The organism is Mesorhizobium sp. STM 4661 (assembly GCF_000359125.1).
Taxonomy (GTDB): domain Bacteria; phylum Pseudomonadota; class Alphaproteobacteria; order Rhizobiales; family Rhizobiaceae; genus Mesorhizobium.
Window position 1 is genome coordinate 107,268 of record NZ_CAAF010000003.1, and the last position, 23,897, is coordinate 131,164.

The following is a 23,897-nucleotide window of genomic DNA, read 5'->3' on the forward strand; positions in this document are numbered from 1 at the left end:
TCAGCGGCAGGTGCATTCACTCCGCCGCTTGCAGGCGGCGCGCATCGACAATGGCCCTGATCTCGGCGCGGCAGGAGCCGCAATTGGTGCCGGCACCCAGCGCGGCGCCGATTCCCTCGACGCTGGCGCAGCCGCCGCGCACCGCCTCCGCGATCTGATTGGCGCCAATTCCGAAACAGGAGCAGACGATGGCGCCGCGGTTGACGCCGTTGCCGCCCGGTCGCCCGGCAACGATCGCCGGCCGCCCGCGCCGGTCGGCATGGTCCGCGCCCAACTGCTCCACGGCCCAGCTGCGCGATACCGCGACCGGCCCTGGCGCCAGATAGAGCGCGCCGATCAGCCGGCGGCCTGCAAAGCGGGCGAAGCGATAGTGCCCTCCGGCAGCGTCATGATAGGCGAGCGTCTCGCCTTGCGCGTCGTCGCCGAAGAGCGAGGCGGCGAACACCGTCCAGTCCCGGCCGGCTTGCAGCGCAAGCTCGAGGCGCCAGCCGGCGGCGCAGCGGGCAAGGCTCCAGTAATCGGCATCGATCGAAGCCGGCCGTTCGGCAAGCACGGCGAAGCCGAAGGCAGCGGCAGCGAAGCGTTCCATGCGCGCGGCACCGTTCTTCGAGGCCGGCTGACCTGAAATCGCATCGGTAACCGGAGCGACCAGCGCATCGACGCGCGCCCGCGCGGCGAACTGATCCGTCCAGTGCATCGGCACGAACACCGAACCCGGCCGCTGCCGCGCTGTCACCAGCGCGCGCAGCAGCGCTTGGCCATGAACGGTCGAGATCCGCACGATGTCGGCGTCGCCGATACCGAAGCGCTGCGCATCGGCCGGGTGGATTTCGACGAAGGGCTCGGCGATGTGCTGGGACAGGCGCGGGCTCTTGCCGGTGCGCGTCATGGTGTGCCAGTGGTCGCGAACGCGGCCGGTGTTGAGGATCAGCGGATAGTCCGGGCTGGTGCGGGTTTCGACGGTTGGGCGGACAGCGATGAAGCGCGCCTTGCGGCCGGGTGTGTAGAAGTTGCCGTTGGCGAAGAAGCGGGTGCTGGGTGAGGCACGTCTTGCCTGAATACCCAAGTCTGTCTCACTTCCAGCCTGAGCACCCCCCTCTGGCCTGCCGGCCATCTCCCCCGCAAGGGGGGAGATTGGCAGCTTTGGCGCCGGCTCTCCCCTTGCAGCATTGGATATTGGCGAAGGCCGTGGTGATAGCCGATCTCCCCCCTTGCGGGGGAGATGGCCGGCAGGCCAGAGGCGGTCGTCTGCGACGGCCTCGGCCTCGTTGGGGCGGGTCGTAAAGGCCGAGCCTTCACCACCGACCCCACCCCGGCTCGCTTGTTTCGCTTCGCTCAACGCGCTCTCCGACCCTCCCCTCAAGGGGGAGGGTAAGGCCGGTGCTGGCCACTGGAACGGCGCCAAATCCGCGTAGGCCTCAGCATCAATGTCGGCATAGGCGCCGATATCGAAATCCCGCGCGCCGTCATTCTCGAAGCCCGACAGCGCTGCGTGCTCGGCAAAAATCCCCGCCGCCGACGCATGCGAAAACGCCTCGCCGAAACCCATTCGCCTCGCCACTTCCACGACAATCCACCAGTCGGGCCTTGCCTCGCCGGGTAGGCCCAGGAACGCCCGCTGGCGCGAGATGCGGCGCTCCGAATTGGTGACGGTGCCGTCCTTTTCGCCCCAGGCGGCGGCGGGCAGCCGGACATGGGCGTGGCGGACCGTATCGGTGCTCGCCAATACGTCCGACACCACGACGAAAGGGCAGGCCTTGATCGCCGCCTCGACGACATCGGCATCGGGCATCGAATCGACCGGGTTGGTGGCCATGATCCACAGTGCCTTGAAGCGCCCGTCGGCCACCGCCTTGAACATCTCGACCGCTTTCAGGCCGGGCTTCTGCGCGACCGCCGGCACCTTCCAGAAGCGCTGCACACGGTCGCGATGCTCGGGGTTTTCGATCTCCATATGGGCGGCCAACATATTGGCCATGCCGCCGACCTCGCGGCCGCCCATCGCGTTGGGCTGGCCGGTCACCGAAAACGGCCCGGCGCCGGGCTTGCCGACACGGCCGGTGGCGAGATGGCAGTTGATGATGGCGTTGACCTTGTCGGTGCCCGAGGACGACTGGTTGACGCCCTGGCTGTAGACGGTCACCGTCTTCGCGGTTCCCGCAAACAGGCTGTAGAAGCGGCCAAGCTCGTCCTCGCCGAGGCCCGTGGCGGCGGCGATGCCGGCAAGGTCGAGCTTCGAGGCGGCGAAAAGAGCTTGCCCGAAGCCGGTCGTGTGTGCCGTGATATAGGCGCGGTCGAGCGCGTTATGCTGGCCGAGATAAGCCAGCAGCCCGGTAAACAAGGCAACGTCGCCATCCGGCGCGATCGCCAGATGCATGTCGGCGATATCAGATGTCATGGTGCGGCGCGGGTCGACCAGCACCACCTTCATCTGCGGCCGTTTTTCGCGTGCCGCCGCGATGCGCTGGTAGAGCACGGGATGGCACCAGGCGAGATTGGAGCCGACCAGCACGATCAGGTCGGCAAGCTCCAGATCCTCGTAATTGCCCGGCACCGTGTCGGAGCCGAACGCGCGGCGGTGGCCGGCGACCGAAGAGGCCATGCACAGGCGCGAATTGGTGTCGATGTTGGCCGAGCCGATGAACCCTTTCATCAGCTTGTTGGCGACGTAATAGTCCTCGGTCAGCAACTGTCCGGAGACGTAGAAGGCGACCGCGTCGGGGCCGTGCTCGGCGATGGTTTGCGAGAAGGTCGAGGCGACGTGGTCGAGCGTCTCGTCCCAGCCGGCGCGGTGGCCGTGGATTTCGGGATGGAGCAGCCTGCCGTCAAGATCGATGGTCTCGGCAAGTGCGGAACCCTTGGAGCAAAGCCGGCCGAAATTCGCGGGATGGTCGGGGTCGCCGCGGACGGTTACTTGCCCGTCCGCGGCGACCTTCGCCAGCACGCCGCAGCCCACCCCGCAATAGGGGCAGGTGGTCCTCACCTCGCGCGCTTCGCCTGTTGCCATTGTGTTCAGGCCGCGCGGCTGGCCAGCGCTTCCAGCGCAATGAACAGAAGCTCGCCTTCGATCCTGACCGGAATAGTGCGCACCGCGCCGTCGTCGGCACCGAGCGCCTTGCCGGTTTCCAGCGAGATCACCCAATTGTGCAAGGGACAGGTCACCGCAGTGCCATGGACGATGCCCTGGCTGAGCGGCCCGCCTTTGTGCGGGCAATGGTCGTCGATGGCGTAGACCTGATCGTCCGCCGTGCGGAAGACGGCGATTTTTCCCTCGGGGGTGTCGACGCAGCGCGCGCCACGGCGGGGGATGTCGGAGAGCGTGCCTATGGCGATCCAGTTCATATGGACTTCCCCGCATTTGCTCGATCTGAATTCGCCCAGCCACCCCCCTCTGGCCTGCCGGCCATCTCCCCCTCAAGGGGGGAGATTGGCAGCTTCGACCCTCCCGCCCATCGTGAGACGTTCGAGACTGGCGAAAGCCGTTGCGAGAGAAAATCTCCCCCCTTGAGGGGGAGATGGCCGGTAGGCCAGAGGGGGGCCGAACGACTGGACGCCGACAGGGTGGATGGCGCAAACGTCTCCATCACTCCGCCGCCTCTGCAAACCCGACCGAAGCCATCGGCTGGAATTCGTGCTTGTCCTTGCCGGAGACTCGCTCCGACCACGGATCGACCTGGGCGAATTTCTGGCTGAAAACGAAGCGCTCGTAATAGGCCTTGCGCTTGCCGGCATCGTCCATGATCTGGCGCTTGATCTCAGGGATGCCGATGCGTTTGGCCCATTTGTAGATGCGCTCGAGATAGCGGCCCTGCTCGCGATACATCTGCGTCAGCGCCACGATATGCTCCAGCGCCTCGTCTTCTGACTTCACCAGGCCGAGCACCTCGGTGCCCTTGATGTCGAGGCCGGCCGCACCCGCGAAGTGGATCTCGTAACCACTGTCGACGCAGATGACGCCGACATCCTTGCAGGTCGCCTCGGCGCAGTTCCGGGGGCAGCCAGACACCGCCATCTTGACCTTGGCCGGGGTCCACGAGCCCCACATGAATTTCTCGATGCGGATGCCCAGGCCGGTCGAATCCTGCGTGCCGAAGCGGCACCAGTCCGAACCGACGCAGGTCTTCACCGTGCGCAGGCCCTTGGCATAGGCATGGCCGGAAACGAAGCCGGCCTGGCCGAGATCGGCCCATACCGCCGGCAGGTCCTGCTTGCGGATGCCCAGCATGTCGATGCGCTGGCCGCCGGTGACCTTGACCATCGGGATTTCGAACTTGTCGACGACATCGGCGATGGCGCGCAGTTCGGCGGCGTTGGTGACGCCGCCCCACATGCGCGGCACCACCGAATAGGTGCCGTCCTTCTGGATGTTGGCGTGGACGCGCTCGTTGACGAAGCGCGACTGGTAGTCGTCGGCGTACTCGTTCGGCCAGTCGCAGACGAGATAGTAGTTGAGCGCCGGCCGGCATTTGGCGCAGCCGCAGGAGGTCGTCCATTCCAGCTCCTGCATGACGGCGGGAATGGTCTTCAGGCTCTTGGCCATGATCAACCGGCGGACCTCGTCATGGCCGTGCGTGGTGCAGCCGCACATCGGCTGGACGGCGGCCGGATTGTATTTGTCGCCGATGGTCAGCACCATCAGCTTCTCGACCAGCCCGGTGCAGGAGCCGCAGGAGGCGGACGCCTTGGTGTGTGCCCTGACATCGTCGAGAGAGGTCAGGCCCTTGCCCGTGATCGCGCCGGTGATCTTTCCCTTGCAGACGCCGTTGCAGCCGCAGACTTCCGCATCATCCGGCAAGGCTGCAACGGCCGCCATAGGGTCCAGCGGGGCACCCCCCTGGTAGGACTGGCCGAAGATGAGCGTGTCGCGCATTTCGGAAATGTCGGTCTGCTTCTTCTTGAGGTCGTTGAACCAGGCCCCGTCGCCCGTCTCGCCATAGAGTACGGTGCCGATGATGCGATCGTCCTTGAGCACGAGGCGCTTGTAGACGCCGGCCGCGGCATCGCGCAGCACGATCTCCTGGCGGTCCTCGCCCTCGGCGAAGTCGCCGAGCGAGAACAGGTCGATGCCGGTGACCTTGAGCTTGGTCGGCGTGTCCATATGGACGAAGGCCGCCGCCTCGTTGCCGGCCAGCTGGTGGGCTGCGACACGCGCCATCTCGTAGAGGGGGGCGACCAGCCCGTAGACCATGCCGTTGACCTCGGCGCATTCGCCGAGCGCGTAGATGTCGGGATCGTTGCTGCGCATGCCGGCGTCGACAACGATGCCGCGATTGACGGCAATGCCGGCCTGTTTGGCCAGCGCCGAATTCGGCCTGATCCCCACCGCCATGACGACGAGCGTCGCCGGAATGACGGTTCCGTCGGCGAGTTCGACCTGCTCGACCTTGCCGACGCCGGTGATCGCTTGGGTGTTGGCCTTGGTGATGACCTTGATGCCGCGCTGTTCCACCGCGCGCTGCAGCAGGTAGCCGGCGGCCGGATCGAGCTGGCGCTCCATCAGCGTCGGCATGACATGCAGCACGGTGACGTCCATGCCTTGCGCGTTCAAGCCGGCCGCGGCCTCCAGCCCGAGCAGGCCGCCGCCGATGACAACGGCCTTAGCGCGCGACTGGGCTGCGAGCAGCATCGCCTGCACATCGTCGAGATCGCGATAGGTCAGTACGCCGGGCAGATCGTGGCCAGGCACCGGAATGATGAACGGCACCGAGCCGGTGGCGATGACCAGCTTGTCGTAGGGCTCGGTGACGCCGTGGTCGGAGGTGACGGTCTTTGCCGTCCGGTCGATGGCGACTATTCTGTGGCCCTTGTAGAGGGTGATGCCGTTGGCGATGTACCAGCCGTCGCCGTGGATGATGATTTCCTCAAAGGCCTTTTCGCCGGACAGCACCGGCGACAGCATGATGCGGTCGTAATTGACCCGCGGCTCGGCGTTGAAGATGGTGACCTGGTAGCGACCGGGCGCCTGTTCGAAGAGGTGCTCCAGCATCCGCCCGGGGGCCATGCCATTGCCGATGATGACGAGTTTTTCGGTCATGGCGTTACTCCGCGGCTTCGACGAAGCGGTGGCGTTCGTAGAGGAACTTCAGCACCGCCTCGCGGCAGCGCAGGAAAGTGCGGTCGGAGGAAAGCTCGACGCGCCGACGCGGGCGGGCGAGCGGCACGGCAAGCACCTCGCCGATGGTCGCCGCCGGACCGTTGGTCATCATGACGATGCGGTCGGAGAGCAGCACCGCCTCGTCGACATCGTGGGTGATCATGATCGTCGTCGAGCCCAGCCTCGAATGGATGTCCATCACCGCGTCCTGCAGATGGGCGCGGGTTAGCGCGTCGAGCGCACCAAAGGGCTCGTCGAGCAGCAGGATCTTCGGCTCCATGGCTAGCGCGCGCGCAATGCCGACGCGTTGCTTCATGCCGCCCGAAATCTCAGCCGGGCGCTTGTCCCTGGCATGCGCCATCTGCACGAGATCGAGGTTGCGCATGATCCAGTCATGCCGTTCAGTGCGGCTCTTTGTGCGGCCGAAAACCTTGGACACCGCCAGATTGATGTTCTCGTAGACGGTGAGCCACGGCAGCAGGCTGTGGTTCTGGAACACCACGGCGCGTTCGGGACCGGGGCTGTCGACCTCCTTGTCCTCGAGCAGCACCGCGCCGGCGGAGACCTTTGTCAGCCCGGCGATCAGGTTGAGCAAGGTCGACTTGCCGCAGCCGGAATGGCCGATGATCGAGACAAATTCGCCCTTGTCGATGGTCAGCCTTATGTCCCTGAGCACCTCGCTGACCTGGCCGCCGCGGGTGAAGGATTTGTCGATATGGTCGAGTTTCAGATAGGTCGTCATGACGCATCTCCTCACTTTGCCGTTGTGCCGCGGGTGACGAAGGCGCCGGCCGCCGCGACCAGGCGGTCGAGGCAAAAGCCGGTGACGCCGATATAGGCGAGCGCGACGATGATGTCGGGCAGCCTGGACGAGTTCCACGCGTCCCAGATGAAGAAGCCGATGCCGACGCCGCCGGTCAGCATCTCGGCGGCGACGATGGCAAGCCAGGACAGGCCGATGCCGATGCGCAGGCCGGTAAAGATGTAGGGTGCCGCGGCAGGCACCATGATCTTCATGAAGAACTCGAACTGGTTGAGCCTGAGGATGCGGGAGACGTTGCGGTAGTCTTCGGGGATGTTGCGGACGCCGACTGCGGTATTGATGATAACAGGCCAGATCGAGGTGATGAAGATGACGAAGATCGCCGACGGGCTGGAATCGCGAAAAGCCGCAAGCGACAGCGGCAGCCAGGCGAGCGGCGGCACCGTGCGCAGGATCTGGAACACCGGGTCGAGGCCGCGCATCGCCCAGATCGACTGGCCGACCAGCGCGCCGAGCGCGACGCCGACGACTGCAGCCAGGCCGAAGCCGATGGCGACGCGCTGCAGCGAGATCAGCACTCGCCAGGCCAGCCCGATATCCTGCGGACCATTGTCGAAGAACGGATGCGCGATCAGATCGTAGGCCTCGTTCCACACCTGAGTGGGGGGCGGCAGGCTGGCTGTGGGCGACGAGCAGGCGATCTGCCAGACGACGAGCATGAGGGCGATGACGATGACCGGCGGCACCAGCGCGCTCGCCAGCTTTCCGGCGATGACGATCGGGTCGAAGCGGCGTCTCGCCTTGGCGGTGAAGGCAATGACCTCAGCCGGTTTGGCCGGCGCGGGGAACGCCTTCACCGTGGTGTCCTCGATGGCTTGGATGGACATCTTTTCGAAAAGCTCCTTGGGCAGCACTTTGGGACGGAGTTGAAGGCGACAACGGCGCGAAGGCGCCGTTGCGCTTGGGACGACAAACGGCGCATGGCGCCGTTTGCGCCGTTCAGGCCGATGCCTTGATCTTCAGGCTGTCGAGATAGGCGGAGGGGTTCTCCGGATCGAAGGTCTTGCCGTCGAAGAAGGTTTCGACGCCGCGCGACGAGGAGGCCGGAATGTCGCTTGCCGCGACGCCGAGATCCTTCGCCGCCTCGCGCCACAGATCCTCTCGGTTGACCTGATCGACCAGCGCCTTGATGTCGGTGGTCGGCGCAAACTTGCCCCAGCGGATATTCTCGGCGAGGAACCAGCTGTCGTGGCTCTTGAAGGGATAGGACACGCCGCCCTTCCAGAACTTCATGTAGAGGTCGGTGCCGGTGGCGACGCGGCCATTGCCATAGTTGATGTCGCCTTTGAGGCGGCCGATGATGTCGGCGGTCGGCACGTTCATCCACTGCCGCTTGCCGATGATGGCGGCCATCTCGTCCTTGTTTTCCTTGGCCTCGCACCACTGCTGGGCTGCCATCACGGCCATCAGGATCGCCTTGGTGGCGTTCGGGTATTTGTCGATGAAGGCGGCGCGCAGGCCGAGCGCCTTTTCCGGATGGCCCTTCCACAATTCGCCTGTCGTGGCGGCGGTGAAGCCGACGCCCTGGTGGACGAGCTGCTCGTTCCACGGCTCGCCGACGCAGAAGACGTCCATGTTGCCGACCTTCATGTTGGCCACCATCTGCGGCGGCGGCACGACGATGGTCGAGACGTCCTTGTCGGGATCGATGCCGCCGGCGGCGAGCCAATAGCGCAGCCAGAGGTCATGCGTGCCGCCCGGGAAGGTCATGGCGGCCTTGATTTCCTTGCCTTCAGCCTTCTTGGCGGCGAATGCCTCCTTCAGCCTGGAGGCGTCGAGCCCGACGCCGGTGGCGGCATATTCCTGCGCAACCGAAATGCCCTGGCAGTCGTAGTTGAGCCGCGCCACGATCGCCATCGGCAGCGGCTGGTTGTTCTGCGTCACCTTGCCGGTGTGCATCAGGTAGGGCATCGGCGTCAGGATATGGGCGCCGTCGATGCCGTTGGCTTCGCCGCCGAGCATCAGATTGTCGCGCGTCGCGCCCCAGGAGGCCTGCTTGAGCACCTCGACATCGGGCATGCCGAACTTTTCGAAAAGCCCCTTCTCCTTGGCGATCATCAGCGGCGCCGCATCGGTCAGCGCGATGAAGCCGAGCTTGGCGCCGGTCACTTCCGGCATGGCGGTAGCCGCATAGGCGCCGGATGGCAGCAACGCCCGCGCCGCCGCCAGCGTTGCCGCGGTGGCGGCACTCGCCCGCAGGAAATCGCGGCGGGTGATGCCCGTGAGGGGGGCTTGTGTCTCGATGCGTTTCGTCATCGTCATCTCCGGTTGGGCGCGGCCTTGGGATCCGCGCCGTCGATTGCGTGTTCGGTCAAAACAAAAAAGCCGCCGGCCAGGTCTTAGCGCCCGAAAGACCGGGATCGCATGTTGACCTGAGCGGCAGCTTTGCCTGTGGCGCCCGCCATTGGACGCCTGTTTCGTGACCCCTGAGGAGCCTCCTTATTGCAAAGCAGGAACCATGCCAGTTTTGGATGAGAGGGAAAATATCAATGGAATCAGTGATGCGTGCCGATCGAGACGTTCCGGCACCGCAGCCGGACAGGCCAAAGATTGTTCATTAGCACAATTGCACGCACAATTTTTGTGCAATGCACAAGAATGACGCGAAAATGATCAGGCGTCAGTGCGGGCCGATTTCTGGCCGGCAATGTAGGCGTCGATCTCGTCGGGATCGAAGATCTGGCCGTCGAAGAACCCGTCAGGACCGAGCACCAGGCTTGCCCCGGCCGAACCGACCGGAGTCGCTGCTTTCAGCGCGCCCTCGACCTTGGCATTGGCGCCGGGCAGCGCCACGCCAAGCGGCCTCAGCCCCGAGCGGTAGAGGTCTGGCCGGTAGCAATCCCTGGCGATGGCGAGATTTTCCGGCGTGTGCGCGACATGCCCCCAGCGCACCATCTGCGTGTAGAACCAGAGCGCATGGCTCTTCCAGGGAAAGTTCGCTGCCTTGTCGAAGGGCAGGAAGAAGTCGTCGATGGTCTTCTCCGCGCCGCCGCCGAGATCAAGACGTCCGGTCAGGATCGGCATCTGCACCGCCGGCGGCAGGCCGAGGAAGCCGGGCTGCGCCATGACAGCGGCCAGTTCGCCATGATTGGCCGGATCCTGGCACCAGCGGGCCGAATGATGCAGCGCGCGCAGCAGTGCCGCCAGCGCCTCCGGATTCTGCTCAGCCCACGCCTTGCGCACGCCGATCACCTTTTCCGGGCTGTTGCGCCACAGCAGCGCCTTGACGGTGACGATGTGGCCGGTGCCGGCGGCGACCGAGGCGCTGTTCCAGGGTTCGCCGACGCAATAGCCATCGATGCGGCCGGCGGCCAGCGCATCGGCCATGAAAGGTGGCGGCACGATGACGATCTCGATCTCCCGGGTGGGATCGATGCCGCAGGCGGCGAGCCAGTAGCGCAGTTCGTAATTGTGCCCGGAATGCGGATGCACGACCGCGAAGCGGAGCGGATCGCGCCCAGCCGCCGCCCGCTCGCGGATCAGCGCGCGAAGGGCGGCGCCCGCACGCGCCGGGTCGAGGTCGGGCTCGGCGCCATGCGCCACCATGCCGGCCCAGAAGGCATTGGAGATGGTAACGCAATTGCCGCCGAGCCCAAGCGAGAACGGCACGATGGTCTCGGAGGCGAGCGGGGTCAGCCCCAGATTGCAGGCGAGCGGCATCGGCCCCAGCATATGCGCGAGATGGAAATGGCCGATGGCGATGCGGTCGCGGATGTTGGCCCATGAGGTCTCGCGGTGCAGCGTGAGATCAATGCCCTCGCGCGCGGCAAAGCCAATCTCGGCGGCCGCGACCAGCACGGCGCTGTCGAAGAGCGGCATGAAGCCGGCGGTGATCTGGTGGCTCATGCTCATTCGTCCTCCAGCGGCCCGAGCAGCCCGGCGGCGGTCACCAGGCTCTGGGCGATATCGCTGATCTTGCGGTTCTGATTCATCGCCGTCTTGCGCAGCAGCGTGTAGGCGGCCTCTTCGCTCAAGCCGCGCGACTTCATCAATATGCCCTTGGCGCGGTCGATCACCTTGCGGCTCTCCAGTTCGCTGCGCGCCTCTTCCAGCTCGCGCGCCATGCGCGAGAATGCATTGAAGCGGCTGACAGCCATGTCGAGGATCGGCTTGACGCGCTCCTGCCGCAGACCATCCACGACATAGGCCGACACGCCGGCATCGACCGCCGCCTCGATCGAGGCCTGGTCGGAGCGGTCGACGAACATGGCGATCGGCCGCTTCACCGCGCGCGACAGCTGGAACATATTCTCCAGCATGTCGCGGTTCGGGTTTTCAAGATCGATGACGATGACGTCGGGCTCGATCTCGGCAATGCGCCGCGCAATGCCGGCCACATCATGAATGACGGTGACCCGCTCATGCCCGGCCTCGCGCAAGCCGGCCTCGATGATGGAGGCGCGGATGCGGTTTTCGTCGATCACCAGAACGGCGAGTGAGGAACGGACCATGCCGGTATTTTGCTGATGCGAGGGAATTGTGCAATGCGGCAAGGCGAGGCGCCATGCCTTGCCCGGCCTATAGAGGCTGAGACTGGAAATGGGTAGCTATGATTTTGGCGTCACCGGAGGTGGCGGCTAAGCGGCAGCGGCCGCGACGAGTGCTGTCAGCTTCGCGCGGTCTTGAGATTTGCACCTGTAAGTTGTGTCTATCTCAGGAGATCCCTTGCGTGCGCATATGAGTTGCGTCATGTGTGTCTTGGGGGGAATTTCAAATGAAGATGAGTATTTTTGCCACCTTGGTGGCCGCGCTTGCTGTTTCCGGCTGCGCATCGGTAGTGCGCGGAACTACAGAGAAAGTTTCCATAAATTCAGAACCGCCGGATGCCGCGATAAGAACATCTCTTGGGCATTCTTGCCCTGCGTCTCCCTGCACGGTTGAGGTAAGCCGAAAAGAAGGCTTCACTGCCTTTGCCGAGAAGGAAGGGTACAAGCCAGGCAGCATATACATCGGAACTAAAATGAGCGGAAACGGTGCTGTAGGGCTTGCCGGCAACATTTTGGTTGGAGGCCTGATTGGTGTCGGTGTCGATGCGGTGACTGGCGCGACGTTAGATCATTTTCCGAATCCTGCAGTCATAACCCTGGTTCCAGTCGACGCCCCCGGCGAGAGCAGCAAGGCCGCAGTGCCACTCCCGCGGCAGCCGAAGGACAACGGTGCCAGAACCGGAGTCTGAACAAAAGGCACATGAGCGCCGCTCAACCTCCCGGGCCTAGCCTGTGGCTCAGCTTGGCATTGCAAGCACCGATGACGCCCTAGTCGGCGCCACCAGCACGGCCGAAACTATCACCCAGTTGCAGATGCAGCCTCGCCTCTACTCCGCCGCCTCGTACCCCGCAATGCCCTTGATCTCCAGGAAATCCTCGAGCCCGTATTCGGCGTATTCGCGGCCGTTGCCGGATTGCTTGTAGCCGCCGAACGGCAGGCTGGCGTCCCATTGGGGATAGTTGATGTAGACGTTGCCGGAGCGCATGCGGGCGGCGACTTCGCGCGCCTTCTGGATGTCCTTGGCCTGGATGTAGGAGGCCAGGCCGTAAACGGTGTCGTTGGCCTGCTCGATCGCCTGTTCGACCGTGTCGTAAGGCAGGATCGCCAGCACCGGCCCGAAGATTTCTTCCCTGGCGATGCGCATGTCATGGGTGACGTCGGCGAAGACGGTCGGCCTGATGTAATAGCCGCGGTTGAGTTCGGCCGGGCGGCCGGGGCCGCCGGTCACCAGCGTGGCGCCTTCGTCGATGCCGCTCCGGATCAGGTCCTGGATCTTGTCGAACTGGATCTGGCTGACCACCGGGCCGAGCTTCGAGCCGGGCGCATCGGCGGGGCCGACGCTGAACTTTTCCGCCGCCGCCTTGGCATAGCCGGCCGCCTCGTCGTGGCGGTCGCGCGGCACGAACATGCGGGTCGGCGCGTTGCAGGACTGGCCGCTGTTGCTGAAGCAGCCGGCGACGCCCTTGCTGACGGCGGTCGACAGGTCGACATCGGGAAACAATATGTTGGCCGACTTGCCGCCGAGTTCCTGGTGCACGCGCTTGACCGTGTCGGCGGCGGCCTTGGCTACCAGTATACCGGCGCGGGTCGAGCCGGTGAACGACATCATGTCGACATCGGGATGGCTGGAGAGCGCCTGGCCGACGGTTGGGCCGTCGCCATTGACGAGGTTGAAGACGCCCTTGGGAACGCCGGCCTCGTCCAAAATCTCGGCGAAGATGATGGCGTCGAGCGGCGCGATCTCGCTCGGCTTCAGCACCATGGTGCAGCCGGCGGCAAGTGCCGGACCGACCTTGCAGGTGATCTGATTGAGCGGCCAGTTCCACGGCGTGATCAGGCCGACGACGCCGATCGGCTCCTTGACCACGAGATGGTTGCCTTTCACGTGGCGGAACTCGAAACGCTTCAGCACTTGCGCCATCTTCTGCAGGTGCGCGAGGCCGATACCGACCTGGCTGTCCAGCGCCATCTGGCGCGGCGCGCCCATTTCGCGCGACACCGCCAGCGCCAGATCGGCGCTGCGCTTCTTGTAGACCGCGATGATGCGGTTCAGCAGGTCAAGCCGCTCAGCGACTTCCGTAAACCCGAAGGTGTTGAAGGCGCGCCTGGCGGCGGCCACCGCCTTGTCGACATCGGGTTTGGTGCCGAGCGAGATCTGGGCGAAGGAATCTTCGTTGGAGGGGTCGATGACGTCGAAACTGTTCGGCACGACCGGATCGACCCAAGCGCCGTCGATATAGAATTGCAGATTGTGTGACATGGTTTCTCTCCTTCGGTCCGCCGAAGTTCACAGATGTGGTGAGATCGGTCGTCGTATCGTGCGAGAGATAACGATGCGCCAAGGCCGATGTCAAACGCAAGTCCCGGCGATTGAGCCAGCGCGCCGGAGCGGTTCAATCGCGCCGGCCGGACGACCCTCTCAGGAACCTGATCCGGCCCGAGCACGTTGTGGACGTTACCCATGGAACAGCTTTTCGAAGAATTCGGCCATCCGACATATGTCCCGTTCCCGGTGATTGCGGCGAGGCTGCTGCTGGCGGCGGTCTTCGGTGCGGCTATCGGGTTCGAACGGGAATGGCGCAATCGGCCCGCCGGGCTGCGCACCCATATACTGGTCTGCGCGGCGGCGGCCACCTTCGGCATACTGACGATCGAAATCGTTCGCATGCCAATGTTCGTGCAGGATTCCGTCAAGGTCGATCCGATCCGCGTTGTCGAAGCGGTCACCGCCGGCGTTGCCTTCCTCGCCGCCGGCTCCATCATGTTTTCGAGAGGCGAAGTCCACGGGCTCACTACCGGTGCCGGCATGTGGCTGGCCGGCGCGATCGGCCTGGCTTGCGGGCTTGGCCTGTGGCAGGTGGCCGCGCTCGGCACGCTGCTGGTGCTTGTCGTGGCAGGTCTTCTCCATAGCTTTGCGGCAAAGACCGGGATCGGCGAGGAACAGGGAAAGCCGAAGTCCGACGAGGCCAAGCAGCGCAAGGGCTGACAAGCCTCCGCCGCGCTTCCCGCCACGCCAAATTCCGGAGCCCATCCGGTAAGAAACGTTCTGTGAAACGCTTCACTGAAGGATTTCGTGAAGGATGGTTGGATGAGGCAAACGGGGTCTTTTGTGGACGCAGGGAAGGATTGGGCTCTGCGGCCGAGCATGACCAACCACGAGCCTGGAAACTTTTACCCGGCAGAAACGTTACTTATGACGGGACATAGTGGGGCTCAGATGGTATTCAAACGGAGTACGACGGATCATTTGTCCGATGATCCTATAATCCGCGGTGATATAGCAAACAGGGTTTCGACGGCGGTCGAGAGCAATGGAATTCCGCAATTTGATGGGGTGGAAGCAGATCGCCCTGAGTTGAATGAGGAACCTGTCAAACCTGAACGGTCCCCGGCTTCATCCGTCAAAGTGACTGCCTTCGTCGGTGTCTTCCTCGTCCTTGCGGTGCTTGGCTTATGTCTCTTCGTGCTCTACTGAATGAGGGGGCAGGCTGGGCGGAGCATCGCTGACGCGGCACTCTATGGGGTGTCCATCCTGCCGACATTGGCCATTCGGCCTCAGGCAATGCAATGTTTGTTTGAATTAACGACTTAGTTCGCGGCGCACGCTGAGACTGCGAATGGTGGAAGACTGTTTGGTGGAGCCAATCGGAATCGAACCGACGACCTCTTGAATGCCATTCAAGCGCTCTCCCAACTGAGCTATGGCCCCACTTCCGGCAGTCAACCGGCGCCGTTGCCGGCGAAGAGATCCGGCGCGGGTCTAGACCGCGCCGTTAGTGCAGGCGGCTTCTAACCCCGCCTTCCCCGAATATCAAGCCGTCAAGAACCGCTTTTTCTCGACGGCGCAACGAAAGCCGGCGAATGCAGCTTACACCCGCCCGGCCCGCATCAAACTTCGTCGTCGTCGTCGCCGACGCCGATCATGTCGGCGACATCGCCGTCTTCTTCCTCTTCGTCGGCGAGGAAAGTGTCATCCTCGTCGTCGCCGAGGTCCACATCGTCCTCTTCCTCGCCAAGATCGGGAAGATCGTCGCCGCCCTTGACTTCCTCGTCTGCGTCTTCGAGCGAGACGACCTCGACGCCCTCTTCCTCCTCGGCGTCGACTTCCTTCTCGACGACTTCCTCTTCCTCCTCGATGGCGGCGATCTTGCCTTCCTCGAAATAGGAACGGGGATAGGTCTTGCCGGTATAGGGCGAGACGATCGGGTCCTTGTTCAGGTCGTAGAATTTTCGACCCGTTTCCGGATCTATGCGTTTGGTGCCAAGTTCGGGTTTTGCCACGGCAAGCCTCGTAGATAAAAGGTTGGTCCCCTTAACCGCAGTTTGAGGCGCTGTCAAAGCCTAAAGCCGGCGTCGCAAAACCCTGCATCGGAAGGTCTCGCGCGAGGGGATGACCATTTCGACGCACCATGGTACGAGACCGCCGCAACGAACGAAAAAGCCGGCCCGCCGGCATTTCATCCAGGGAATACAATGTCGCATCCTGCCGCCCCCCAGCCGGCCACCGCCCGCAAATCGCCAGCTCTTTCCGGCACGGCCCGCGTGCCCGGCGACAAGTCGATTTCGCACCGCTCGTTCATGTTCGGCGGGCTGGCATCCGGCGAGACCCGCATCACCGGCCTGCTCGAAGGCGAGGATGTGATGCGCACGGGCGCGGCGATGAAGGCGATGGGCGCGTATATCGAGAAGCGCGGCACTGAGTGGGTGATCCGCGGCACCGGCAATGGCGCGCTCTTGCAGCCGGAAGGTCCGCTCGATTTCGGCAATGCCGGCACCGGTTCGCGCCTGACCATGGGCCTGGTCGGCACCTATGACATGGAAACGACCTTCATCGGCGACGCGTCCTTGTCCGGCCGGCCGATGGGCCGCGTGCTCGAACCCTTGCGCCAGATGGGCGTGCAGGTGCTGAAGGCAACACCCGGCGACCGCATGCCGATCACGCTGCGTGGGCCCAAGCATGCCGCCCCGATCACCTACCGGGTGCCGATGGCCTCGGCGCAAGTGAAGTCGGCGGTGCTGCTCGCCGGGCTGAACACGCCCGGCGTCACCACCGTCATCGAGCCGGTGATGACGCGCGACCACACCGAAAAGATGCTCAAAGGGTTCGGCGCCAATCTGTCGGTCGAGACCGACGAGCGCGGCGGGCGGCATATCTTCATCGAGGGCCAGGGCAAACTCACGGGACAGACGATCGCGGTGCCGGGCGATCCCTCCTCTGCAGGCTTCCCGCTGGTGGCCGCACTCATCGTGCCGGGCTCCGACGTCACGATCGAAAACGTACTGATGAACCCGACCCGTACCGGGCTTTTGCTGACGCTTCAGGAAATGGGCGGCAAGATCGATATCCTCAACCCGCGCAACGCCGGCGGCGAGGATGTCGCCGATCTGCGCGTTCGTTACTCCGAACTCAAGGGCGTCACCGTGCCGCCAGAGCGGGCGCCCTCGATGATCGACGAGTATCCGGTGCTGGCGGTCGCCGCCAGTTTTGCCGAAGGCGAGACCCTGATGCAAGGGCTGGAAGAATTGCGGGTGAAGGAATCCGACCGGCTGTCGGCGGTCGCCAACGGACTGAAGCTCAACGGCGTCGACTGCACCGAGGGCGAGGCCTCGCTTGCGGTGCGCGGCAAGCCTGAGGGTAAGGGCCTCGGCGGTCACCCCAACGGCCAGGATACGACGGTGCAAACGCATCTCGACCACCGTATCGCCATGAGTTTTCTGGTGATGGGGCTGGCGACGGAAAAGCCGGTGACCATCGACGATCAGGCGATGATCGCAACGAGCTTTCCGGAATTCATGGGGCTGATGAAGGGGCTGGGCGCGGAGATCGGGTGACACTTAATGGCAATCGCAGATCTTAGAGGTTGGGGCCAAACCGAAACGTCGGAGGGACAGCGCCCCCCTCTGCCCTGCCGGGCATCTCCCCCACAAGGGGGGAGATCGGCCGTCATGTTGTCTTTCGCCAATTGCCAACGTTGCAGGATTGAGCGAAGCGCTGAAGCCGCCAATCTCCCCCCTCGTGGGGGAGATGTCCGGCAGGACAGAGGGGCGCGCGAAGGATCGCTACGCCCGTCTGAACAGTTGCGCTTTTCATGGTGATCCGCCAATGACCTTCACCATCGCCATCGACGGACCCGCCGGTGCCGGCAAGGGCACGCTGGCCCGGCGGCTCGCCGACCACTACCGGCTGAACCTGCTCGACACCGGCCTCACCTATCGCGCGGTGGCGCATGCGCTGATCCAGCACGCGCTGCCGCTCGACAATGTCTCGGCGGCGGAAACTGCCGCGCGCCAGGTCGATCTGGCAAAGCTCGACCGCGCCATATTGTCGGCACATGCGGTCGGCGAGGCTGCCTCGAAAGTCGCTGTGTTCCCAACCGTGCGGCGCATCCTGGTGGAAAAGCAGCGTGAATTCGCCAAGGCGCCGCCCGGCGCCGTGCTCGATGGCCGCGACATCGGCACCGTGGTCTGCCCCGACGCCGACATAAAGCTCTATGTCACAGCCAGCGCCGAGGTGCGGGCGAGCCGGCGGCTGGCCGAGATCGAAAGCATCGGCGGCACCGCCAATTTCACCGAGATCCTCGCCGATATCGTCCGCCGCGACGAGCGCGACATGGGCAGAGCCTCCTCACCCTTGAAGCCGGCCGCCGACGCGCACTTGCTTGATACGTCCGAAATGGCTATAGAGGCCGCGTTTCTGGCAGCGAGAGCGATCATCGACGACGTTCTTGCCAAAAGAAACAACGCCTGAGCCGGGTTTTCCCGCCGTTGCCGATTGCCGGCAGCGCAAAAGATACCCATATCGGGCACGAACCAGCCTGCCAGCATTCTTCATGCGCCGGAATTGCCGCCTGAGAGCGGCCAAGGGCTTTTTGGAAAGCCCGGAACGCCGGCAGGCCAACGCAACGCTAACCCACGGCGCCGGTCCCGCGACAGATGCGGGGCACTCCAGGAGAAACTATGTCAGCTGCAAATCCCACTCGCGACGATTTCGCGAGCCTGCTCGAAGAATCATTTTCCGCCGGCCATTCCGGCGAAGGCCAGGTCGTCAAGGGCACGATCACCGCGATCGAAAAAGACATGGCCATCATCGATGTCGGCCTCAAGGTCGAGGGCCGCGTGCCGCTGAAGGAATTCGGCGTCAAGGGCAAGGACACCACCCTCAAGGTCGGCGACACGGTCGAGGTCTATGTCGAGCGCATCGAGAACGCGCTTGGCGAAGCGATGCTTTCCCGTGAAAAGGCCCGCCGCGAAGAGAGCTGGGTCCGTCTCGAGGAGAAGTTCACCAAGGGCGAGCGCGTCGAAGGCGTCATCTTCAACCAGGTCAAGGGCGGCTTCACCGTCGACCTCGACGGCGCCGTGGCCTTCCTGCCGCGCAGCCAGGTCGACATCCGCCCGATCCGCGACGTCTCGCCGCTGATGCACAACCCGCAGCCCTTCGAGATCCTCAAGATGGATCGCCGCCGCGGCAACATCGTGGTGTCGCGCCGCACCGTGCTCGAAGAAAGCCGCGCCGAACAGCGTTCGGAAATCGTGCAGAACCTCGAAGAAGGCCAGGTTGTCGAAGGCGTCGTCAAGAACATCACCGACTATGGTGCGTTCGTCGATCTCGGCGGCATCGACGGCCTGCTGCATGTCACCGACATGGCTTGGCGCCGCGTCAACCATCCGACCGAAATCCTCAACATCGGCCAGACGGTCAAGGTGCAGATCATCCGCATCAACCAGGAAACCCACCGCATCTCGCTCGGCATGAAGCAGCTCGAGAGCGATCCGTGGTCGGAGATCGGCACCAAGTTCCCGATCGGCAAGAAGATCAAGGGCACCGTCACCAACATCACCGATTACGGCGCGTTCGTCGAGCTGGAGCCGGGCATCGAGGGTCTGATCCACGTTTCGGAAATGTCGTGGACGAAGAAGAACGTGCATCCCGGCAAGATCCTGTCGACGACGCAGGAAGTCGACGTGGTGGTGCTCGAGGTCGATCCGGCCAAGCGCCGCATCTCGCTCGGCCTCAAGCAGACGCTCGAGAATCCGTGGGAAGCCTTCGCGCGCACCCATCCGGCCGGCAGCCAGGTCGAGGGCGAGGTCAAGAACAAGACCGAGTTCGGCCTGTTCATCGGCCTCGAGGGCGACGTCGACGGCATGGTGCACCTCTCCGACCTCGACTGGACCCGTCCGGGCGAGCAGGTCATCGAGGAGTACAATCGCGGCGACATGGTCAAGGCGCAGGTGCTCGACGTCGACATCGACAAGGAGCGCATCTCGCTCGGTATCAAGCAGCTGGCCAAGGATACGGTCGGCGAAGCGGCGACTTCAGGTGAACTGCGCAAGAACGCCGTCGTCACCTGCGAAGTTATCGGCGTCAAGGATGGCGGCCTGGAAGTGCGGCTGGTCGACAGCGGCATCGAGACCTTCATCAAGCGCTCCGACCTCAGCCGCGACCGCGACGAGCAGCGCCCCGAGCGCTTCACCGTCGGCCAGAAGGTCGACGCCCGCGTCATCGCCTTCGACAAGAAGACCCGCAAGCTGCAGGTCTCGATCAAGGCGCTGGAAATCGCCGAGGAGAAGGAAGCGGTCGCCCAGTACGGCTCGACCGACTCCGGCGCTTCGCTGGGCGACATCCTGGGCGCCGCGCTGAAGAAGCAGGGCAGCTAAGCCCACAAACGCCGCGCCTTGCGCGCGGCCCGCAACAAAAACCCCGCCGGAGCGATCCGGCGGGGTTTTTCTTTGGCCAGTGCCTGAGACCGATACGCTCAGGCCCTGCCGTAGAGCGGCACCAGCGTGCCGCTCATCGCCAGATTGACCGGCGAAGCGAGATAGGCAATGGCCTGCGCCGCCGCTTCGAGGCTGACCCATTTGCCGAAATCGGCATCCGGCATGTCGCTCCGATTTGCCGGCGTGTCGAGGGTCGAAGGCGCAACCGCATTGACCAGTATGCCCTTGCCCTTCAGCTCTTCCGCCATCGCCAGCGTCATCGCCGCGACCGCCGCCTTGCTGGCGGCATAGGCGACCATGCCGGAGCCGCGCCTGGGGTCGAGCCCGGCCCGCGCCGTGACGTTGACGATGCGGCCGGATGTGCCTGATGCCAGCATCGAGCGTATCGCGGCGCGACAGCACAGGAAGGTGGTGCGGGCGTTGGTGTCCATCATTTCGGCGAAGGACGCGGATTCGATCTTCTCCACAGGTGCCGCGGCAAAGCCGCCGGCCAGATGGATGGAGGCCCACAGATCCGGAACGCCGGCATAGAACGCATCGACCTTGGCGGGGTCGGCGAGGTCGACATTGTGCGCCAGCTTGACGCGCTCATGTGCCGGGTAGGGAAAATGCCCGGGCGCGGCAGCATGGGCATTGGGCACATGGCAAATCGCGCCCTCACCCAGCAGTTTGCCGACAACCGCGCCGCCAAGCGCCCCGGTGCCGCCAGTGACCACAATATGCCTGCCGTCCAGTGTGTCCGTCATCTTCGACCGCTCCAGTCATTCTTGTACTTGCGCCGCGCCGGTGGCGAACGTCGCGCCTTTCGCGCCGTCACTCAACTGAAATTTCGATGTCGCTAGATCATTCGGCCTAGATCAAGCAGCCGGCCAGCCCTCGACGATCGCGTCCCATAGCAGGCGGTCCCTTGTCGCCGGCCGCGGGTCCTTGTGGGTCAGCTTGTGCAGCCAGAAACGATCGAAGACCGCGCGATGGGCGGCTTCATCAAAAGGGTTGAAGAGCTGGATGCGGCCCAGCGCGCCGGAGCGAGATACGCAGATGTCAGCGGATCGCGGATCGGCTTCAGTCTGCTGAAAATCATCCGACAGTCATGACATTTACAGCCACGGTCAGTCGACGGTGATTTCGATGACGTGCGGCTTGCCCGTTGCCCGCGCGCGCTTGAGCGCGTCGGCCAGATGCCCGATATCGGCGAGCCGTTCGGCGGCAATGCCATAGGCCTCGGCCAGCTTGCAGAAATCCGGCGGCGCGGGCGAGACGCCGACCGGCTCGACACCGACATTGAGCATCGAGGTTTCGATCTCGCGATAGCCGCGATTGTTCCAGACGACGAAGATGACCGGTGCCTCAGCATCGAGTGCCGCGCCCAGTTCCGGCAAGGTGAACTGGAAGCCGCCATCGCCGGTGAGGCAAACGACCGGCGCGTCGGGCACTGCAAGAGCGGCGCCGATGGCCGCCGGTGGGCCGAAGCCCAGCGCGCCAAAGCCGGTGGCGGCGTTGAACCAGCCGCCCGGCCGGTCGTGATCGTAATAGAGATTGGCGGCATAGACCGGCTGCGTCGAATCGCCGACGATGATGGCGCCCGGCAAGGCATCGCGGATCACTTCCACCGCGCGTATCTGGGCGGTGAAGGCCGGGCTGAGTTCGGCAAGGGCCGCCTTTCGTGTGGCGGCGGCGCGAACCTGGCCGTCGCCCGACGCGGCCGGACCGCCGATCCGGCCGAGCAGGGCCTCGATCGCCTCGGCGCAATCCGCCTGGATGGCAATTGTTGCCGGGCGCCGCGCGAGCTGGTCGGCGTCGATGTCGATGCGGATCAGATTGGCCGGCGGGACAAAACCGCCGTCGCCATAGCCGTCATAGTCGGTCGGACCGAATTCGGTGCCGGCGGCGACGACCAGGTCCGCCTCGGCGATCAGCGCGCGCACCGCCTTCAGGCTGGGGCTCGCCGGCACGCCTAGAGGGTGGCGATACAGCAGGCCGCGCGCATTGGTCGTCTGGACAACAGGCGCTCCCAGCCTTTCGGCAAGCCGCTTCAGCGGCGCCTCGGCTTTCTTGGCGCCGCCGCCGGCAAGGATGACAGGGCGACGGGCAGAAGCGCAAAGCTTTGCTGCCTCCGTTATCGCCGCCGCATCGGGTTCCGGCGGGCCCGCATTCGTCGAAAGATAGGAAATACCGCCGGCCGGCTTGACCATGATGTCGGTCGGGATCTCGATATGGACCGGGCCGGGACGCGACGACGAAAACAGCGCAAAAGCCCGCGCCAGCACGCCGGGCAGTTCGTCGGCTCCGGTGATGCGGTGCGAAAACAGCGCGACCTTCTCCATCATTCCGCGCTGGTCGGGCAATTCGTGCAGGTGGCCGAGCCCCTTGCCCAGCGTCGGCGTGGCGTTGACGCCCGATATCACCAGCATCGGCACCGAATCGGCGCGCGCCTGGCCCATGGCGGTAATGGTGTTGGTCAGCCCCGGTCCGGTGATGACGAAGGCGACCCCCGGCCTGCCGCTGGCGCGCGCGTAGCCGTCGGCCATGAAGCCGGCGCCCTGCTCGTGGCGCGGCGTGACGTGGCGGATCCTCGACCGGGCCAGGCCGCGATAGAGTTCGACCGTATGCACGCCGGGAATGCCAAAGACGGTGTCGACGCCGTGAGCTTCGAGCAAATTGATGAGCGCTTCGCCGACTGTCGTCATTGCGCGGCCATGGATTGCGACCCGTCTGTTTTACCCACCAAATGCTCCTGCGATGTCCCCTGCCGCCAATAACCACTACAGCAAGCTGTGATCAATGGTCCAAAAACCATGGTTGACGGAGGCAAGCGGAACGGTCCATCTTGAGAATGGGAATTCGGTACAGTGACGGTTAATGGGTAAAAGATTTCAGCAGCGACGAGTCCGGCCGTCCGACGAGGCGCCGGCAAGGTGATGGCGCCGGGTGCAGCACCCGCACTGAAGCATTTGGCGCAAAACGGCGCCGCCGAAGCCATCCATGTCGAGAACCTGCACAAGAAATTCGGCGAACTGCATGTGCTGAAGGGCGTTTCGCTGTCGGCGCGCGACGGCGAGGTCATCGCCATCATCGGCGGCTCAGGCTCGGGCAAGTCGACGCTGCTGCGCTGCATCAACTGCCTTGAGAACCCGACCAGCGGCATCATCCGCGTCAATGGCGAGGAGATCAAGCTGAAGGCCGACAGCCACGGTCACACCGTTCCCGCCGACCGCAGGCAGATCGAACGCATCCGCTCCAAGCTCGGCATGGTCTTCCAGAACTTCAATCTGTGGAGCCACATGACGCTGATCGAGAACGTCATCGAGGTTCCGGTGCATGTGCTCGGCGTCAAGCGCGACGTGGCGATCGCCGAAGCCGAAAAGCTGCTCGCCCGCGTCGGGCTCGCCGAAAAGCGCGATGTCTATCCAGCCTATCTGTCGGGTGGCCAGCAGCAACGCGCGGCGATCGCCCGGGCGCTGGCCATCAACCCGCGCGTCATGCTGTTCGACGAGCCGACCTCGGCGCTCGATCCGGAGCTGGTCGGCGAGGTGCTGAAAGTGATCGGCGATCTGGCGCGCGAGGGCCGTACCATGGTGCTGGTCACCCACGAAATGAAGTTTGCCCGCGAGGTCGCGACGCATGTCGTCTACCTCTACAACGGGCTGGTCGAGGAAGAGGGGCCGCCGGAGCAGATCTTCGGCGCCCCCAAATCCGAAAGGCTCAAGCAGTTCATCCGCAACATCGGCTAGATCGAAGCGGACGAAAACCGGGAACAACAACAAACTGGGAGATATG

General features: G+C 64.3%; 19 protein-coding genes and 1 tRNA gene. 7 read left to right on the top strand and 13 right to left on the bottom strand.

Annotated features, from left to right (window positions below; translation table 11 throughout):
- Positions 1 to 16 precede the first annotated feature (16 nt).
- The 8 genes from MESS4_RS31055 to MESS4_RS00690 form a co-directional block, all read right to left on the bottom strand.
- Positions 17 to 3,007 (bottom strand): nitrate reductase, encoded by a 2,991-nt coding sequence (locus MESS4_RS31055; RefSeq protein ID WP_006325286.1) that lies wholly within the window; start codon positions 3,005 to 3,007, stop codon positions 17 to 19.
- Positions 3,008 to 3,012: 5 nt separating this feature from the next.
- Positions 3,013 to 3,342, bottom strand: a complete 330-nt coding sequence (gene nirD / locus MESS4_RS00660) for a nitrite reductase small subunit NirD (RefSeq protein ID WP_006325287.1) — start codon at positions 3,340 to 3,342, stop codon at positions 3,013 to 3,015.
- A 241-nt stretch (positions 3,343 to 3,583) separates the two neighbouring features.
- Entirely contained in the window at positions 3,584 to 6,034 is a 2,451-nt protein-coding gene (gene nirB, locus MESS4_RS00665; protein WP_006325289.1) for a nitrite reductase large subunit NirB, read from the bottom strand.
- 4 nt (positions 6,035 to 6,038) lie between these two features.
- Entirely contained in the window at positions 6,039 to 6,836 is a 798-nt protein-coding gene (locus MESS4_RS00670; RefSeq protein WP_006325290.1) for an ABC transporter ATP-binding protein, read from the bottom strand.
- Positions 6,837 to 6,847: 11 nt separating this feature from the next.
- On the bottom strand, positions 6,848 to 7,744 hold the full coding sequence (ntrB, locus tag MESS4_RS00675; RefSeq protein ID WP_036240378.1) for a nitrate ABC transporter permease: 897 nt from the start codon (positions 7,742 to 7,744) through the stop codon (positions 6,848 to 6,850).
- 112 nt (positions 7,745 to 7,856) lie between these two features.
- Positions 7,857 to 9,173: a CmpA/NrtA family ABC transporter substrate-binding protein gene (locus MESS4_RS00680; protein WP_006325296.1), complete on the bottom strand. Its 1,317-nt coding sequence runs from the start codon at positions 9,171 to 9,173 to the stop codon at positions 7,857 to 7,859.
- A 357-nt stretch (positions 9,174 to 9,530) separates the two neighbouring features.
- Positions 9,531 to 10,769 carry a CmpA/NrtA family ABC transporter substrate-binding protein gene (locus MESS4_RS00685; RefSeq protein ID WP_006325300.1) on the bottom strand — a complete coding sequence of 413 codons (1,239 nt, stop codon included), beginning with the start codon at positions 10,767 to 10,769 and terminating at the stop codon, positions 9,531 to 9,533.
- Entirely contained in the window at positions 10,766 to 11,368 is a 603-nt protein-coding gene (locus tag MESS4_RS00690) for an ANTAR domain-containing response regulator (protein WP_006325302.1), read from the bottom strand. Before MESS4_RS00690 ends, MESS4_RS00685 begins: the two co-directional genes overlap by 4 nt.
- Before the next feature lie 263 nt (positions 11,369 to 11,631).
- Here MESS4_RS00690 and MESS4_RS31450 point away from each other — a divergent pair, with 263 nt between their 5' ends.
- Positions 11,632 to 12,093: a translation initiation factor 2 gene (locus MESS4_RS31450; protein ID WP_081609603.1), complete on the top strand. Its 462-nt coding sequence runs from the start codon at positions 11,632 to 11,634 to the stop codon at positions 12,091 to 12,093.
- 138 nt (positions 12,094 to 12,231) lie between these two features.
- On the opposite strand, the gene MESS4_RS00695 is transcribed toward MESS4_RS31450, so the two are convergent.
- On the bottom strand, positions 12,232 to 13,665 hold the full coding sequence (locus tag MESS4_RS00695; protein WP_006325306.1) for an aldehyde dehydrogenase family protein: 1,434 nt from the start codon (positions 13,663 to 13,665) through the stop codon (positions 12,232 to 12,234).
- A gap of 201 nt (positions 13,666 to 13,866) precedes the next feature.
- Between MESS4_RS00695 and MESS4_RS00700 the strand changes: the two genes are divergently transcribed.
- The gene (locus MESS4_RS00700) at positions 13,867 to 14,391 is read left to right on the top strand and encodes an MgtC/SapB family protein (RefSeq protein WP_006325308.1); all 525 of its coding nucleotides are present in this window, start codon (positions 13,867 to 13,869) and stop codon (positions 14,389 to 14,391) included.
- A gap of 647 nt (positions 14,392 to 15,038) precedes the next feature.
- Here MESS4_RS00700 and MESS4_RS00710 read toward each other — a convergent pair.
- Together MESS4_RS00710 and MESS4_RS00715 are read right to left on the bottom strand one after the other, a co-directional pair.
- Positions 15,039 to 15,114: transfer RNA gene (locus MESS4_RS00710), tRNA-Ala, on the bottom strand.
- Positions 15,115 to 15,293: 179 nt separating this feature from the next.
- Complete coding sequence (locus MESS4_RS00715; protein ID WP_006325314.1) at positions 15,294 to 15,686, bottom strand: TIGR02300 family protein; 393 nt, start codon at positions 15,684 to 15,686, stop codon at positions 15,294 to 15,296.
- Positions 15,687 to 15,878: 192 nt separating this feature from the next.
- On the opposite strand from MESS4_RS00715, the gene aroA reads away from it, so the two are divergent.
- The 3 genes from aroA (at position 15,879) to rpsA (ending at position 20,060) form a co-directional block, all read left to right on the top strand.
- Positions 15,879 to 17,237: a 3-phosphoshikimate 1-carboxyvinyltransferase gene (gene aroA, locus MESS4_RS00720; RefSeq protein ID WP_006325315.1), complete on the top strand. Its 1,359-nt coding sequence runs from the start codon at positions 15,879 to 15,881 to the stop codon at positions 17,235 to 17,237.
- Between the two features lie 271 nt (positions 17,238 to 17,508).
- On the top strand, positions 17,509 to 18,153 hold the full coding sequence (cmk, locus tag MESS4_RS00725) for a (d)CMP kinase (RefSeq protein ID WP_006325316.1): 645 nt from the start codon (positions 17,509 to 17,511) through the stop codon (positions 18,151 to 18,153).
- Between the two features lie 209 nt (positions 18,154 to 18,362).
- Complete coding sequence (gene rpsA / locus MESS4_RS00730; RefSeq protein WP_006325318.1) at positions 18,363 to 20,060, top strand: 30S ribosomal protein S1; 1,698 nt, start codon at positions 18,363 to 18,365, stop codon at positions 20,058 to 20,060.
- 98 nt (positions 20,061 to 20,158) lie between these two features.
- Here the strand turns inward: rpsA and MESS4_RS00735 are convergent, their stop codons facing one another.
- Positions 20,159 to 20,866, bottom strand: a complete 708-nt coding sequence (locus tag MESS4_RS00735) for an SDR family NAD(P)-dependent oxidoreductase (protein WP_006325320.1) — start codon at positions 20,864 to 20,866, stop codon at positions 20,159 to 20,161.
- A gap of 225 nt (positions 20,867 to 21,091) precedes the next feature.
- Between MESS4_RS00735 and MESS4_RS34885 the strand changes: the two genes are divergently transcribed.
- Positions 21,092 to 21,214 (top strand): hypothetical protein, encoded by a 123-nt coding sequence (locus tag MESS4_RS34885; protein ID WP_280110227.1) that lies wholly within the window; start codon positions 21,092 to 21,094, stop codon positions 21,212 to 21,214.
- Between the two features lie 15 nt (positions 21,215 to 21,229).
- On the opposite strand, the gene MESS4_RS00740 is transcribed toward MESS4_RS34885, so the two are convergent.
- Positions 21,230 to 22,807: a 5-guanidino-2-oxopentanoate decarboxylase gene (locus tag MESS4_RS00740; protein WP_006325322.1), complete on the bottom strand. Its 1,578-nt coding sequence runs from the start codon at positions 22,805 to 22,807 to the stop codon at positions 21,230 to 21,232.
- Positions 22,808 to 23,038: 231 nt separating this feature from the next.
- On the opposite strand from MESS4_RS00740, the gene MESS4_RS00745 reads away from it, so the two are divergent.
- The gene (locus MESS4_RS00745) at positions 23,039 to 23,851 is read left to right on the top strand and encodes an ABC transporter ATP-binding protein (protein WP_006325323.1); all 813 of its coding nucleotides are present in this window, start codon (positions 23,039 to 23,041) and stop codon (positions 23,849 to 23,851) included.
- The last annotated feature ends 46 nt before the right edge of the window (positions 23,852 to 23,897 follow it).